This is a genomic window from Campylobacter sp. JMF_11 EL3 (assembly GCF_027736965.1).
Lineage (GTDB): Bacteria > Campylobacterota > Campylobacteria > Campylobacterales > Campylobacteraceae > Campylobacter_B.
The window spans coordinates 579,893-595,965 of sequence record NZ_JAOVTJ010000001.1 but is presented as its reverse complement, the minus strand read 5'-3'; the positions used below and the strand labels follow the sequence as shown (position 1 = coordinate 595,965).

Below are 16,073 nucleotides of genomic sequence, written 5' to 3'. Positions count from 1 at the left end.
TAATAAGGAGTATAGTAAATGGCTAAGAAAGTTGTTGGTGAGATTAAATTACAAATCGCCGCTACAAAAGCAAATCCAAGTCCGCCAGTTGGTCCAGCTTTGGGTCAAAAAGGCGTAAATATTATGGAATTTTGTAAAGCATTTAACGAGCGCACAAAAGATATGGCAGGTTATAATATCCCTGTTGTTATCACTGTTTATGCTGATAAAAGCTTTACATTTATCACAAAACAACCGCCTGCGACAGATTTGATTAAAAAAGCAGCTAAAATCGACAAAGGTTCAGACAATCCTTTGAAGAAAAAAGTTGCGACTTTAACAAAAGCGCAAGTTTTGGAAATCGTTGAGAAAAAAATCGCTGATTTAAATACCAACGATCGCGAACAAGCAGCTAGAATCATTGCTGGTTCTGCACGCTCTATGGGTATTACCATAGTAGATTAATCTTTTGACCGCTAAGATTTAAATAAAAGCGGTAGCACTTTAAAATTGCGGAGAAATATATGTCAAAAAATTCGAAAAGATTTAATGAACTTTTGAAAAAAGTTGATTCTAATAAACTATACAATATATCTGAGGCTATCGATACAGTAAAAGGTCTAGCATCTGCTAAATTTGACGAAACTGTTGAAATCGCTCTTAAACTAAATGTAGATCCACGCCACGCAGACCAAATGGTTCGCGGCTCTATCGTTTTACCAGCTGGCACAGGCAAGAGCGTTCGCGTTGCTGTTATCGCAAAAGACGCAAAAGCAACTGAGGCACAAGAGGCTGGTGCTGATATCGTAGGCGCAGATGATTTAATCGAGGAAATCCAAAAAGGTATTATAAATTTCGATGTTCTTATCGCTACTCCAAATTTAATGGGATTAGTCGGTAAAGTAGGTAGAATTCTTGGACCAAAAGGCGTAATGCCAAACCCTAAAACAGGCACTGTTACAATGGATGTAGCACAAGCTGTCAAAAATGCAAAAGGTGGTCAAGTAAATTTCCGTGTTGATAAACAAGGAAATATCCACGCTGGTCTTGGAAAAGTAAGTTTTAGCAAAGAACAACTTTTGGATAATGTTACAACATTTATCAAAGCCATTAACAAACACAAACCAGCTACTGCAAAAGGTAGATATGTGACTCATGCAGCACTTTCGCTAACTATGAGCCCAGCTGTTACTCTTGATAGCCAAGAAGTTATTGATTTAAAATAAAAATTTAAAATTTTTATCTTAGATTGGAGATAGTTCAAGGTCGCTTTGACTTAATTGATTTAAATTTAACTAGCTTAAATTTAAATCTCTTGGCTTGAAATCACCGATCGGAAAGGAGAAACCTAATGACGAGAGATGAAAAATCACAAATCGTAGCAGAACTAAGCGAAGCTTTCAAAAATAGCGAAGCTATTGTTATATCTGATTTCAAAGGTCTAGATGTTAAAAAACTAGAAGAACTTAGAAATAGCGCTCGTGAGCTTGATGTAAAAGTCAGAGTTATCAAAAATACATTAGCAGCTATCGCTTTGAAAAACGCCGAAAAAGATGGTATGAGTTTCAAAGATACAAATATTTTCTTATGGGGCGATCAACTTTCAGTATGTAAAGTTGCTGCTAAATTTGAAGAGAAAAACGAAGCATTTGCACTTAAAACTGCTTATGTCGATGGTGAAGTTACTAGCATCGAAAAAGTTCGCGCGCTTTCAAAAATGCCAAGCAGAGACGAACTTATCGCAATGTTACTTCAAGTCTGGAACGCACCGATTCAAAATTTTACAATCGGCTTAAATGCGCTTAAAGAAAAAAAAGAACAAACAGCATAAAATAAAAATTTAGGAGAAAAACAATGGCAATTACAAAAGAAGATGTATTAGAATTCATTTCTAATCTTTCAGTTTTAGAGCTTAGCGAATTAGTTAAAGAATTCGAAGAGAAATTCGGCGTTAGCGCAGCTCCTGTTATGGTAGCTGGTGCAGCAGGTGCAGCAGCAGGTGCAGCAGCAGCTGAGGAAAAAACTGAATTCGATATCGTATTAGTTGATGCAGGCGACAAAAAAATCAATGTTATTAAAGTCGTTCGTGCTCTTACAGGTCTTGGTCTTAAAGAGGCAAAAGACGCTACTGAGTCTACACCATCTGTTCTTAAAGAGGGCGTTAGCAAAGAAGATGCTGAAAAAGCTAAAAAAGAGCTTGAAGAAGCAGGCGCTAAGGTCGAACTTAAATAATCTCGCAAAATTTATTAGTTTTGCAAATCATAATGTGTGTCGGTGTGCAAGCGCCGACACTTCTTTCTTAAAATACAACTACGAGGTAGTAGAATGTTAAATAGCTTATATTCAGGTAATCGTCTTAGAGTTGATTTTTCTAAGGTCCCAAAAGATATAGAGATACCAAATTTATTACAATTACAAAAAAAAAGTTTTGATCACTTTTTAAATCTTGATAACTCAAATGCAGATAGTGGTATAGAAAAAGTCTTCCGTGCTATCTTTCCTATTCATGATGCTCAAAACAGACTAAGCATCGAGTATGTAAGTAGCGAGCTTTCCAAGCCGAAATACTCGATTAGAGAGTGTATGGAGCGTGGTCTTACATATTCTGTAAATTTAAAGATGAAAATTCGCCTAATCGTGCATGAGCGAGATGATAAAACAGGCGAAAAAATCGGCGTTAAAGATATAAAAGAACAAGATATTTATATTCGCGATATTCCGCTTATCACCGATAGAATTTCATTTATCATCAACGGTGTTGAGCGTGTCGTGGTAAATCAACTACACAGAAGTCCTGGCGTTATTTTCAAAGAAGAAGAGAGCCCGACTGTATTAAACAAACTAATCTACACAGCCCAAATCATACCGGATCGCGGCAACTGGCTATATTTCGAATACGATGCGAAAGATGTATTGTATGTGCGCATTAATAAACGACGCAAGGTTCCTATTACTATACTTTTCCGCGCACTTGGATATAAAAAACAAGACATTATAAAACTATTTTATCCGATTAAAACAATCTATGTCAAAAAAGGCAAATTCTTAACAGATTTCGATCCAAAAGAGTATGCTGGCAGACTTGATTATGATATCATCAACGAAAAAGGCGAGGTTTTGCACCAAGCAAGCAAGCGTTTAACTCTAAAAAAAGCTGAAAAATTAGCAGAAGAGGGGTTGAAGCTTATAGAATACCCAGCTGAAATTTTAGCAGAGCGCCACTTAGCAGACGCGATTTTTGATAAAGATAGTGGCGAGGTTATATATGATTCACTTGCTGCGTTAGATGAAGCCAAACTAGTCGCTATTGCAAATTCACAGAAAAAATTTACAATCGCAAACGATTTAGCTAGTGGTGTCGATGCCTCTATCATCAACTCATTTGCCCAAGATAGTGAAGCTCTTAAAATTTTACAACAAAGCGAAGGCGTTGATGATGAAAACGATTTAGCAGCTATTAGAATTTATAAAGTTATGCGCCCTGGCGAGCCAGTGGTTAAAGAGACTGCAAGATCGTTTGTAAATGATCTGTTTTTCAACCCTGAAAGATACGACCTTACAAAAGTCGGCCGTATGAAAATGAACCACAAACTTGGCAACGAAACACCAGAGTATGTTACTGTGCTAACTAACGAAGACATTATAAAAACAGCAAAATATTTGATAAAAGTTAAAAATGGCGAAGGCTTTATCGATGATAGAGATAATCTAGGCAATCGTAGAATTCGCTCTATTGGCGAACTTTTAGCTAGTGAAATGCACCTTGGATTTATCAAGGTTCAAAAAGCTATAAAAGATAAATTTGCAAGCATTAGCGGAAATATCGATGAGCTTATGCCTTATGATTTTGTCAATCCAAAAATCATCACAACTACCCTTATGGAATTCTTCACAGGCGGTCAGTTGAGCCAATTTATGGATCAGACAAACCCGCTTAGCGAGGTTACTCACAAGCGTCGTTTATCTGCTCTTGGCGAGGGCGGTTTGGTTAAAGAGCGCGCTGGATTTGAGGTGCGCGATGTCCATCCGACTCACTATGGTAGAATTTGTCCAATCGAAACCCCAGAGGGTCAAAACATTGGTCTTATCAATACCCTTGCAACTTATGCAAAAGTAAATGATTTAGGCTTTGTCGAAGCTCCTTATAAAAAGGTTGTCGATGGTAAGGTAACAGACGAAATCGTTTATCTAACTGCTACACAAGAAGAGGGTCATGTAATCGCTCCTGCTTCTGCTAAATTAGACGAAAACGGCGCGATTATCGAGGAAATGCTGGAAGCTAGAAAAGACGGCGAAAACCTTATGGCTAGACGCGAGGACATCACTCTAATCGACCTTTGCTCTGGTATGATTGCTGGTGTGGCTGCTTCACTTATTCCATTTTTGGAGCACGATGACGCCAACCGCGCGCTAATGGGTTCAAATATGCAACGCCAAGCAGTTCCGCTTCTATACGCAACTGCTCCGATTGTAGGCACAGGTATGGAAGCTACAATCGCTAGGGATTCTTGGGAGGCGATTAAGGCCAAAAGAGCCGGCGTGGTCGAAAAAGTAGATAATAAAAATATCTTTATCTTAGGCGAAGATGAAAAAGGTCCGTTTATCGATCACTACTCAATGGAGAAAAATTTACGCACTAACCAAAACACTACATTTTCGCAACACCCAATTGTGCGCAAAGGCGATAGTGTCAAAGAGGGACAAATCATCGCAGATGGCCCTAGCATGGACGGCGGCGAGCTAGCTATCGGTAAAAACGCTCTAATCGCGTTTATGCCATGGCATGGTTATAACTACGAGGACGCTGTTGTAATGAGCGAGAAGATGATTCGCGCTGATGAATACACAAGCGTGCATATTTATGAGAAAGAGATTGAAGCCAGAGAGTTAAAAGACGGCGTAGAAGAGATCACCAGAGATATCCCAAATATCAAGGAAGAAGAGCTTTCTCACCTTGATGAGAGTGGAATTATCAAAATCGGAACCCATGTCAAACCTGGTATGATTTTGGTAGGAAAAGTAACTCCAAAAGGCGAGGTTAAACCAACCCCAGAGGAAAGACTTTTAAGGGCGATTTTTGGCGAAAAAGCAGGACATGTGGTAAATAAATCACTCTATGCGACAGCTTCTATGGAAGGCGTGGTAATCGATGTCAAAATTTTCACTAAAAAAGGCTATGAAAAAGATCCTAGAACAAACAAAGCTTATGAGGACGAAAAGACAGAGTTAGAGCGCGAGCACCATGATAGACTTTTGATGCTAGATCGCGAAGAAATGCTAAAAGTCGTAGCATTGCTATCAAAAAGCAAGCTAGAAAGTGCGCAAAGCCTAAATAAAAAAGAGTATAAAAAAGGCGATATTGTCAGCAAAGAAGAGCTTGAAAGCTCAAACCGCTTTACGCTAAATTCGTTTATCAAAGGATATTCTAAGAAAATTCAAAAAGAGTATGAGGATTTGAAAAATCACTTCCAAAATGAAAAACGAAAGCTTAAAGAAGAGCATGATGAAAAAATCGAAATTTTGGAAAAAGATGATATCTTGCCAAGTGGCGTAGTAAAACTAGTCAAAGTCTATGTCGCAACTAAACGCAAACTAAAAGTCGGCGACAAAATGGCTGGACGCCACGGAAACAAAGGTATCGTATCAAATATCGTCCCAGAGGTCGATATGCCATACCTTCCAAATGGACAAAGAGTAGATATCGTCCTAAATCCACTAGGCGTTCCAAGCCGTATGAATATCGGTCAAATCATGGAGAGCCATTTAGGTCTAGTAGGCTGGCGTTTGGGCGAGCAAATCGCTGAAATTTTAGAGCAAAAAACTGGCGAGTGGCTAAAAGAACTTCGCGCTAAAATGATTGATATTGCGAGTGTTTCTAAGCTTATGGACGCTAAGAAAACGCTAGAAAAAATCAGCGATGAAGAGCTTTTGAAATACGCCAGAGATTGGAGCAAGGGCGTTAGATTTGCAGCTCCGATTTTTGAGGGAATCGTGCCTGAGGATTTTGCGAAACTATTTGAAATGGCGAAAATCGACGCTGATGGCAAAACCGAGCTTTATGATGGACGCACAGGCGAAAAGATTAAAGAGCGCGTAAATGTGGGTTGTATGTATTATCTCAAACTCCACCACTTAGTTGATGAAAAAGTCCATGCTAGAAGCACAGGCCCTTACAGCCTTGTTACACAGCAACCAGTCGGCGGTAAAGCGCTATTTGGTGGTCAAAGATTTGGAGAAATGGAAGTTTGGGCGCTTGAAGCTTATGGCGCGGCATATACCTTGCGCGAAATGCTAACTGTCAAATCAGACGATGTCGATGGTCGTTTGGCGGCGTATAAAGCACTTACCAGAGGCGAAAATGTTCCAACAACAGGAATTCCTGAGACATTTTTTGTTTTAACAAACGAGCTTAAATCACTTGCTTTGGATGTTGAAATTTACGGAAACGGGGAAAAGAAATGAGCGAAAACAATAGCTTAGAAAAAATTGAAATTAAAGAAGACGGTAGAGTTCAAGATTTTGATGTATTTGCCATAAGACTTGCTAGCCCTGAGCAAATCAAAAATTGGAGCCACGGCGAGGTTAAAAAGCCAGAAACTATCAACTATCGCACGCTAAAACCTGAACGAGACGGCTTGTTTTGCGCTAAAATTTTTGGTCCAGTAAGGGATTATGAGTGCATTTGTGGAAAATACAAAAAAATGCGCTACAAAGGCTGGAAATGCGAAAAATGTGGCGTAGAAATCACTAGTTCGAAGGTTCGCCGCACACGCATGGGACATATCGAGCTAGTTACCCCAGTAGCGCACATTTGGTATGTAAATTCGCTCCCTAGCCGTATCGGCACGCTTTTGAATATCAAAATGAAAGATTTAGAGCGCGTGCTTTACTACGAGGCGTATATTGTAGAGAGCGCTGGTAGTGCGTATTATGATAACGAAAACACTAAAAAAGTCGAAAAATACGATGTATTAAACGAAGAGCAATACCAAAGTTTGCGCGAGAGATTTGAGCAAACTGGTTTTGTGGCTAAAATGGGCGGCGAAGTTATCAGAGATATGCTAGCAGATCTTGATTTGGTCGAAATTCTTTCAAATTTGAAAGAGGAAATGGCTAGCACAAATTCAGAATTAAAGAAAAAAAATATAATCAAACGCCTAAAAGTCGTAGAGAGCTTTTTAAATTCTGGCAACAAACCAGAGTGGATGATGATTACAAATTTACCAGTTCTACCAGCGGATTTAAGACCGCTAGTTAGCCTTGACGGCGGTAAATTTGCGGTTTCAGATGTCAATGATTTATACCGCAGAGTTATCAATCGCAACACTCGCCTTAAAAAACTTTTGGAGCTTGACGCGCCAGAGATTATTATTCGCAACGAAAAACGCATGCTCCAAGAAGCTGTCGATGCGCTATTTGATAACGGCAGAAAGGCAAACGCTGTAAAAGGCGCAAACAAACGCCCGCTAAAATCTCTAAGTGAGATTATCAAAGGAAAACAAGGCCGTTTCAGACAAAATTTGCTTGGAAAACGCGTCGATTTCTCAGGTCGTTCAGTTATCGTCGTAGGTCCAAATTTGCGTATGGATCAATGCGGTCTGCCAAAAACTATGGCATTAGAGCTATTTAAACCGCATTTGATAGCTAGACTTCAAGAAAAAGGCTATGCAACAACCGTAAAACAAGCCAAAAAAATGATTGAGGGCAAGGTAAATGAGGTTTGGGAGTGCCTAGAAGAGGTCGTTAAAGGCCACCCTGTCATGCTAAACCGTGCGCCGACACTTCACAAAATGTCAATCCAAGCCTTCCACCCAGTCCTAATCGAGGGTAAGGCTATTCGTTTGCACCCGCTTGTTTGTGCGGCTTTCAACGCTGATTTCGACGGCGACCAAATGGCTGTGCATGTCCCACTAAGCCAAGAAGCAATCGCAGAGTGCAAAATTTTAATGCTAAGTTCTATGAATATCTTGCTTCCAGCTAGCGGTAAGCCTGTGGCTGTGCCTTCGCAAGATATGGTTTTGGGAATTTATTATCTTAGCCTTGAAAAAGCCGGTGCAAAAGGCACAAACAAAATTTTTGCCAATGTCGATGAGGTTATGGTCGCTGTGGAGGCGAATTCTCTCGATATCCACGCTAAAATCAAAACTATGGTCGATGGTCGCATTATCTTTACGACAGCTGGTAGATTGGTCATCAAATCGATCTTGCCTGATTTTATCCCAGATACATTGTGGAATAAAAAATTAAAGAAAAAAGATATCGCAGAACTAGTCGATTATGTCTATAAAAATGGCGGTTTGGAAGTAAGTGCTGAATTCCTAGATAATCTTAAAAATTTAGGTTTCGAATCCGCTACAAAAGCCGGAATTTCAATCGCTGTTTCAGATATCATCGTGCCAAATTCTAAGTCAAATTTGATTGAGGACGCGAAAAATCAAGTCCGCGAAGTCCAAAACCAATACTCTGGCGGTTTGCTAACTGAGGGCGAGAGATACAATAAAACTATTCAAATTTGGACAAGCACGACTAAAAAACTAGCCGATGAGATGATGGATTTGATGAAAAACGACAAAGACGGCTTTAACTCAATCTATATGATGGCTGATAGTGGCGCTCGTGGTAGTTCAGAGCAAATTCGCCAATTAGCTGGTATGCGTGGTTTGATGTCTAAGCCAGATGGCTCGATTATCGAGACCCCGATTACATCAAATTTCCGCGAGGGACTAGATGCGAACGAATACTTCATCTCAACCCACGGTGCGAGAAAGGGTCTAGCCGATACTGCGCTTAAAACGGCAAATGCTGGTTACCTTACTCGTAAGCTAATCGATGTCGCTCAAAATGTCCGCGTTACAATCCATGATTGTGGCACACACGAGGGTATCGAAGTAACTGAAATCGTCGAAAACGGAACTTTGGTCGAGAATTTAGCCGATAGAATTTTGGGTCGCGTGCTAAGTGCAGATGTGATTGATCCGGTTTCAAATGAAATTTTATTTACCGAGGGCACACTTCTTGGCGAAAAAGAGGTTCGCACTATCGTAGATGCTGGAATTAAATCAGTTAGCATTCGCACTCCGATTACTTGCAAGGCTCACAAGGGCGTTTGCGCTAAATGCTATGGCGTGAATTTGGGCGAAGGCAAACTGGTAAAACCAGGCGAGGCTGTCGGTATCATCTCAGCTCAATCAATCGGCGAGCCAGGAACGCAACTAACGCTAAGAACTTTCCACGCAGGTGGAACGGCTGCTACTGATCAACAAGCAGATAAGGTTATCGCTAGCGATGAGGGTTATATCAGATATTACAATGTCAAAACTTATGAAAACAATGGCAAAAATATCGTAATGAATCGCCGTAATGCGGCTGTGCTTTTGGTCGAACCAAAAATCAAAGCTCCATTTAGCGGTAAGGTAAGCATAGAAGTAACTCACGATGATGTCAATATCTCTGTAAAAAGCAAAAAAGATGAGGTTAAATATAATATCCGCCGCCACGATTTGGCTAAACCAAACGAGCTAGCTGGTGTTAGCGGTAAGGTCGAGGGCAAATACTATATCGTTTGCAAAGACGGCGATAATATCGAAGAAAACGAGAGTTTGGTCGAAATCATCAAAACAGACTGGAATATCCCAGCTCGCGTGCCGTTTGCTAGTGAAATTTGCGTCCAAGACGGCGAGCCTGTAACTCAAAAAATCAAATCAGGCGCAGTTGGCGAGATCAAATATTTCATCTTAAAAGGCGATTATTTAGAGCGTCTAAAAGATATCAAAAAGGGAAATATCGTAACCGAAAAAGGTATGTATGCTGTAATCTCTGATGAAAACGGCAGAGAGGCTATCAGACACTATATCCCACGCGAATCTGTGCTTGTATTTAACGATAATAGCAAGGTTAAATTTGATGATATCATCGCAAAACCTAAAAAAGAAGAAAACACCGTAATCGCTCAATGGGATCCATATACTACCCCTGTGGTAGCTGAGTGCGCTGGTGTGGTTAGCTACGAGGATATCGAGCCAGGTTACACTGCTACTGAGCAATACGATGAAGCGACAGGACATAGTAGTTTGGTGATTAATGAGTATTTACCACAAGGCGTAAAACCAGCTATCGTAATCACACCTAGCAAGGGCGAGCCGATGAAATACAATATCGGACCAAAAACTCAAATTCTTGCAACTAGTGGAGATGAGGTAGCGATTGCTGATATCCTAGCTAGGACGCCAAAAGCCGCTGCGAAATCGAAAGATATCACAGGTGGTTTGCCACGCGTTTCTGAGCTTTTCGAAGCGCGCAAATCAAAAAATACCGCTATCATCGCTGATATCGACGGAACTGTGAGATTTGGCAAACCTATGAGCTCAAAAGAGCGCGTAATCATCGAGGGCGAGGACGGCACAGTAGCTGAGTATCTAATCGATAAATCTCGCCAAATTCAGGTTAGAAACGGCGAGTTTGTCCATGCTGGCGAAAGGCTAACTGACGGCTCTATTAGCTCACACGATGTGCTTAGAATTTTGGGCGAAAAGGCACTTCATTACTACCTAGTTAGCGAAGTTCAACAAGTCTATCGCTCACAAGGCGTTGCGATTAACGATAAACATATCGAAATCATCGTATCTCAAATGCTTCGCCAAGTCCGCATTATAGATAGTGGCGATACTAAGCTAATCATCGGCGATTTAATCAGCCGCCGCAGGTTTAAAGAAGAAAATGAGCGCATTATGAAAATGGGTGGCGAGCCAGCGATCGCTGAGCCAGTGCTTCTTGGTATCACAAGAGCGGCTGTGGGAAGCGATAGCGTGATTTCGGCTGCTTCCTTCCAAGAGACTACCAAAGTTCTAACCGAGGCAAGTATCGCGGCGAAATTTGATAGATTAGAGGACTTGAAGGAAAATATCATTTTAGGTCACATAATCCCAGTCGGAACCGGTCTATACAAAGACAAAGAAGTCAAGCTTAAAAAATAATTTTGGGGGCGAAATTTCGCCCCTTTTTTAAATTTTAAAATTTTAGAATTCTTGAATTTTGCCAAATTTTAAAATTTTAAAATTTCGCCACAAAAGGGATTACCTATGCCTAAATCATTTCCAAATTTCGGATTATTAATGCTTCGTTTGACGCTTGGAGTCTGCCTTTTTATGCATGGCGTGGCAAAGATAATGAACGGCGTGGGCGGTATAAAGGGCATGCTGGGTGCAAAGGGATTGCCTGAGTTTATCGCGTATGGCGTGTATTTGGGCGAAATCGTCGCACCCGTGATGATAATCATCGGATTTTTCACCCGCGTGGGCGCGCTCATCGTGCTTGGGCTGTGCGGCGTGATATTTTATCTAGCGCACCCTGATTTTTTGGCATTATCAAAACACGGCGGATTTGAAGCTGAAATTTTATACCTTTATATCGGAATTTCTCTTTGTCTGCTAGCCTGCGGTGGCGGACGATTTAGCGTGGCAAGGGATTAGTGAATTAAAATTTTACCCCCACATATCCGCTTTGCTCGATGATTTCTTGCCCTTGCGGGCTCAAAATCCACTCTAAAATTTTGGCGATATTTTCGTTTTTGTTATTTTTGTCATACACGGCGTAAATTTCGCCTATTATCGGATATGAGCGGTTTTTGATATTTTTTTTGTTTGGATACACGCCGTTTAGACTTAGCATTTTAACCTTGCCGTTTGCGACGAGAGTTTCGACATAGTAACGAAACGAAAAACCAATGGCTGAGCCAAAAAATCCAAGCGTGTTTCGCTTCATTTTTTCATCTTTCATAAACGCGCTCATCGCACTTTGCGAACCGCTGCCTTCGTTTCGTTGCACGGCGTCAATATATAAATTTGCCCCACCTACTTGCGACCATTTTGTGATTTTTCCACTATAAATTTCCTTGATTTGAGCGGTGCTTAAATTTGATACGGGATTATCTTTATGGACGATAAAAACAAAGGCTTCAAGCCCGATTGGCACGAATTCTAAATTCACGCCATTTTCTTTGGCGTATTGTAGTTGCGAATTTGAGGGCTTTGCGACAAAAATCAAATCTGCTTTCTTATCAACCACTGCCTTATAAGCACCACGAGTGTTTGTGTATTTTAGTCTGCTTTTTTCGCTGAAATTTTCGCCGTCAAATTCTACTCTATCTTTTGGATAAATCGCACCCACAAAAGCTGAAAACACAGGGAAAAGTGCCGCTGCTCCGTCGATGACGGGCAAGTCGCCTTGTAAATTTAAGTCTGCTTTTGTTTTGTAAATGTGTGAATTTTCATCAAATGGCAAAAATTTGCTAATTTCGATTGATTTTGCCTGCATTTCGGGGTTTGTGGAGTTTTTGTAGCGTTTGGTAATGCCGTGATAAAACGCCAAATCAAACGCCAAAAACGCTAAAATAAGCGAAATGATTATTAAAATTTGAGATTTTTTCACGGCTTATTTTCCGTTTGCGATATACGAAATAATCGAACATTTGCTTTGCAAATCAAAAGTATAAGAAATCAGTCCAGCCACGCTAAATGCCCAAATAACGCAAATCGCAAGGATTATTTTATAAAATTTTTCATCACTCATAAATTTTCCTTACATTGTAGCACCGGGCAATGACATTAAAATCATAAGCACCACAAAAGAAGAAATAAGGACAATCGCTACAATTACAAGAGATAAAATTATATAAATCAATGTGTTGGTAAGTTTTGAGCCGTCCCTTGCTTTAAGATAAGCTCTAATTTTTTTATCGACAATTCCAACTCCGACAAGCAATAAAATCGGAATTCCCCACAAAAGTTCGGCAAAAAACAAATCGCTCATTTTAAAATTTTCCTAAATTTACATATGAAAAATTGGCTTTTGGAATATTAAATTTGTAATATATAAATCAATTGTAATAACTGCACAAATGCAGGTTATAATGGTAAATTTTAAGACTACTTTTTTTAAATTTTGATAATCCGAATTCTCTTTATCGCTTTTTTTTAGCTCAATAAAACCATATAATGAAATGATTAACAAAACTATTGTTATACTAATTGGGATAAATAAAAAATACGAAAGTATCCAAAAAAATCCAAAAATCCCAAATAATATATCCATACGCTACAATACGCCTTTTGTGCTTGGAGTTCCTGTGCGTGGGTTTTTAGCCACTGCTCTTCTAAATGCCACTGCAAATGCCTTAAATGTGGCTTCTGCTATGTGATGAGCGTTTTCGCCACGCAAATTTATGAGATGTAGCGTGATACCAGCGTTAAACGCAAGGGCTCTAAAAAACTCAGCTATCAACTCGGCGTCAAATTCGCCGATTTTGCCGGTTTTTAGACCTTCATAAACCAAAAATGCTCTATTTGAAAGATCGATTGCACAGCTAGTTGCCGCTTCGTCCATAACAACCACGCTATCGCCGTATCTCTCGACATTTTGAATCGGATAAATCGCTTCTTTTATAGCTTCACCCAGCACGATACCGCAGTCTTCGACGCTGTGGTGAAAATCCACTTCCAAATCGCCTTTGCAAACAAGCTTCATATCCATTAGCGAGTGCTTACACAAAGCCGTTAGCATGTGGTCAAAAAAGCCAATTCCTGTGCTAATCTCAGCCTTGCCTGAGCCGTAAATTTCAAGCTCTAAGCTTATGTCGGTTTCTTTCGTTTTTCTAGTTTTGCTTATCATTTTATCTCCTTTAAAAGGCTAAATTTAGACCAATGTGATTTTTAGCACATCTTCTATGTGATCGACTGGCGTGATTTGCATGGCGTTTTTGACTTCATCTGGAATCTCGTCCAAATCGCGCTCGAAATTTTTGCGCGGGATTAGGGCGTGTGTGATTTTGGCCTTGTGCGCAGCGATTAATTTTTCCTTTAATCCGCCGATTGCAAGCACGGCCCCACTTAGCGTAATCTCGCCCGTCATCGCCACATCGAAGCGCACCTTTTTCTCGCTTAAAATCGACGCAATCGCCGTTGCTAGCGTGATTCCAGCACTTGGGCCGTCTTTTGGCGTAGCGCCCTCTGGGACATGGATATGCAGGTCAAATTTGTTATAAATTTGCTCGTCTTTTGCCAAATTTGCGCTTTTTTTAAATTTTAATTTTCCATTATCGATTAGGACTTTTACCACGCTAAATGCGATTTGAGCGGATTCCTTCATTACATCGCCAAGCTGACCGGTAATTGTCATCGCACCCTTGCCTTTGATTTTAATCGCTTCGATTTTTAGGACATCACCGCCCACGCTCGTCCAAGCTAGGCCATTTACAATGCCGATTTGATTCGTTTTTTTCACCGCGTCGATTTCAAAAACCTTTTTATCCAAAAATTCTTCTAAATTTTTGGTTGTTATGGCAAGTTTTTTAAATTCGCTATCTTTTAGAATTCTAACGGCGATTTTACGGCAAATCGCTGCGATTTGGCGGCGCAGGTTACGCACGCCTGACTCTCTGGTGTATTCGGCGATGATTTTTTCAAGCGCAGTAGAGTGAAAGCTGATATCGGCTGGTTTGAGCCCGTGTCGCTCTAATTCCTGCGGGATTAGATAGTTTTTTGCGATTTGAAATTTCTCTTGCGGGGTGTATGAGCTAAGCCCGATAAACTCCATTCTATCGCGAAGTGGGGCAGGTATTTGAGAAATATCGTTCGCTGTGGCGATAAAAATAATCTTGCTTAAATCAATATCGAAATTTAGGTAATAATCCCTAAATGCTGAATTTTGCTCTGGATCTAAAATTTCGAGCAAAACAGCGGTCGGATCGCCTTTATACGAGGTGGATACCTTGTCGATTTCATCTAGCACGACGACAGGATTCATCTGTTTTGCGCTGATTAAACCCTGCACCAAACGCCCTGGCATGGCGCCTACATAGGTGCGGCGGTGGCCACGAAGCTCATTGACATCTTCTAATCCGCCAAGCGCAATACGGATTAATTTGCGTTTTAAGGCTGTTGCAATAGAGTTTGCTAGGCTGGTTTTACCCACACCCGGAGGTCCGTAAAAGCACAAAATCGCGCCATTATTCACGCGTTTGCCCTCTTTATCCACGCTTCCGCGAAGCTCTAAAAGCTCTTTTAGCGCGAAATACTCTTCGATACGCTCTTTTGGCTTTTCTAGGGAATAATGGTCTTTGTTTAGCTGTTTGCTTACGCTTTGGATTGAGAGTTTTTCCTTTGCCATTTGCTCAAATGGGATTTCCAAAACCCAGTCTAGATAGCTTTGCGAAAGTCCAGCGTCTGCGCTATCTGGGTGAAGGCGCGCAAATTTGTCGATTTGCTTTTTTATCTCTTTGTAGGCTTCATCGCTGATAAATGGCTTTTTTAGGTCTAGCTTTTTTCTGTATTCTTCGATTTCGACCTCTCTATCGCTATCTGAGCCAAGCTCTTTTTGGATTTGTTTTAACTGCTCTTTTAAAAAATACTCTTTGTTGGTTTGATCGATTTTGCTATGAACCTTGCTTTTGATCTCTTTTTCGAGGCGATAAGATTCGATTTCATCGGCAATGTAGGCGATGAGATCAAAAATTCTTTTTTCTAAATTTAACTGCGAAAAAAACGAATACGCTATCTCTTTTTTGACCCTGAGCGCGCTTAGTGTTAAATCGCAAATTCGCGATGCGTCTGTGTTTTCCTCGATAGTTTTAAGCAGATCGTTTGGGAAAAAATGCGTTAGGCTACTTAGGGCTTTGACTCTCTCTTTTAAAACATTGATTGATGCGTCGATTTTCGCCTCATCTCCTCGCTCGTCATGGACGATACCGATAGTGGCAAATAGCGGGTTTTGCGAAATTTCGTGCAGAATTTTGCCCTTTGCAGAGCCTTGGAATAAAATTTTAACCCTGCCATCAGGAAGTGGCACTGTGCGCATGATAGTGCCGATTACGCCGATATGATAAATCCCGCCGAAGCTCCTGTCGCCGTTAAATTCGGGCGTCGAGCTTACTACCATTATCATGGATTCGTTTTTTATCGCAAGATCGATGGCTCTTTTGTTTTTTTCATCGCTTATGAAAAGCGGAGTTATCATAAACGGGTATAAAAACAGCTCGTCCTCGACCAAAATCGGCAAATCTGTGGGAAATTTTTTATTTTGTGATAACTGCATTAGAAATT

Annotated in this window: 12 protein-coding genes; 7 read left to right on the top strand and 5 right to left on the bottom strand. The window is 40.5% G+C overall.

Going from position 1 to position 16,073, the window contains the following annotated elements:
• The first annotated feature begins 18 nt into the window (after positions 1-18).
• From rplK to OFN67_RS02915, 7 genes are all read left to right on the top strand, one after another.
• Positions 19-444, top strand: coding sequence for a 50S ribosomal protein L11 (gene rplK / locus OFN67_RS02945; protein WP_270859323.1), 426 nt, complete (start codon positions 19-21; stop codon positions 442-444).
• A 59-nt stretch (positions 445-503) separates the two neighbouring features.
• Positions 504-1,205: a 50S ribosomal protein L1 gene (gene rplA / locus OFN67_RS02940; protein WP_270859324.1), complete on the top strand. Its 702-nt coding sequence runs from the start codon at positions 504-506 to the stop codon at positions 1,203-1,205.
• Between the two features lie 125 nt (positions 1,206-1,330).
• On the top strand, positions 1,331-1,810 hold the full coding sequence (rplJ, locus tag OFN67_RS02935) for a 50S ribosomal protein L10 (RefSeq protein ID WP_270859325.1): 480 nt from the start codon (positions 1,331-1,333) through the stop codon (positions 1,808-1,810).
• Between the two features lie 23 nt (positions 1,811-1,833).
• Positions 1,834-2,211: a 50S ribosomal protein L7/L12 gene (rplL, locus tag OFN67_RS02930; protein ID WP_270862320.1), complete on the top strand. Its 378-nt coding sequence runs from the start codon at positions 1,834-1,836 to the stop codon at positions 2,209-2,211.
• A gap of 93 nt (positions 2,212-2,304) precedes the next feature.
• On the top strand, positions 2,305-6,441 hold the full coding sequence (rpoB, locus tag OFN67_RS02925) for a DNA-directed RNA polymerase subunit beta (RefSeq protein ID WP_270868107.1): 4,137 nt from the start codon (positions 2,305-2,307) through the stop codon (positions 6,439-6,441).
• Positions 6,438-10,952 (top strand): DNA-directed RNA polymerase subunit beta', encoded by a 4,515-nt coding sequence (gene rpoC, locus OFN67_RS02920; protein ID WP_270862322.1) that lies wholly within the window; start codon positions 6,438-6,440, stop codon positions 10,950-10,952. The genes rpoB and rpoC overlap by 4 nt, the downstream gene beginning before the upstream one ends.
• A gap of 105 nt (positions 10,953-11,057) precedes the next feature.
• Positions 11,058-11,447 carry a DoxX family protein gene (locus tag OFN67_RS02915; RefSeq protein ID WP_270868106.1) on the top strand — a complete coding sequence of 130 codons (390 nt, stop codon included), beginning with the start codon at positions 11,058-11,060 and terminating at the stop codon, positions 11,445-11,447.
• A gap of 4 nt (positions 11,448-11,451) precedes the next feature.
• Here the strand turns inward: OFN67_RS02915 and OFN67_RS02910 are convergent, their stop codons facing one another.
• The 5 genes from OFN67_RS02910 to lon all read right to left on the bottom strand — a co-directional run bounded on the left by OFN67_RS02910 (position 11,452) and on the right by lon (position 16,065).
• The gene (locus OFN67_RS02910) at positions 11,452-12,405 is read right to left on the bottom strand and encodes a PstS family phosphate ABC transporter substrate-binding protein (protein WP_270868105.1); all 954 of its coding nucleotides are present in this window, start codon (positions 12,403-12,405) and stop codon (positions 11,452-11,454) included.
• Between the two features lie 3 nt (positions 12,406-12,408).
• The gene (locus OFN67_RS02905) at positions 12,409-12,546 is read right to left on the bottom strand and encodes a hypothetical protein (RefSeq protein WP_270860778.1); all 138 of its coding nucleotides are present in this window, start codon (positions 12,544-12,546) and stop codon (positions 12,409-12,411) included.
• A gap of 9 nt (positions 12,547-12,555) precedes the next feature.
• A complete protein-coding gene (locus tag OFN67_RS02900; RefSeq protein ID WP_270860777.1) occupies positions 12,556-12,786 on the bottom strand; it encodes a hypothetical protein in 231 nt (76 codons plus the stop codon).
• Between the two features lie 285 nt (positions 12,787-13,071).
• On the bottom strand, positions 13,072-13,644 hold the full coding sequence (hisB, locus tag OFN67_RS02895) for an imidazoleglycerol-phosphate dehydratase HisB (RefSeq protein WP_270868104.1): 573 nt from the start codon (positions 13,642-13,644) through the stop codon (positions 13,072-13,074).
• Positions 13,645-13,668: 24 nt separating this feature from the next.
• Positions 13,669-16,065, bottom strand: a complete 2,397-nt coding sequence (gene lon, locus OFN67_RS02890; protein WP_270868103.1) for an endopeptidase La — start codon at positions 16,063-16,065, stop codon at positions 13,669-13,671.
• Positions 16,066-16,073: the final 8 nt, after the last annotated feature.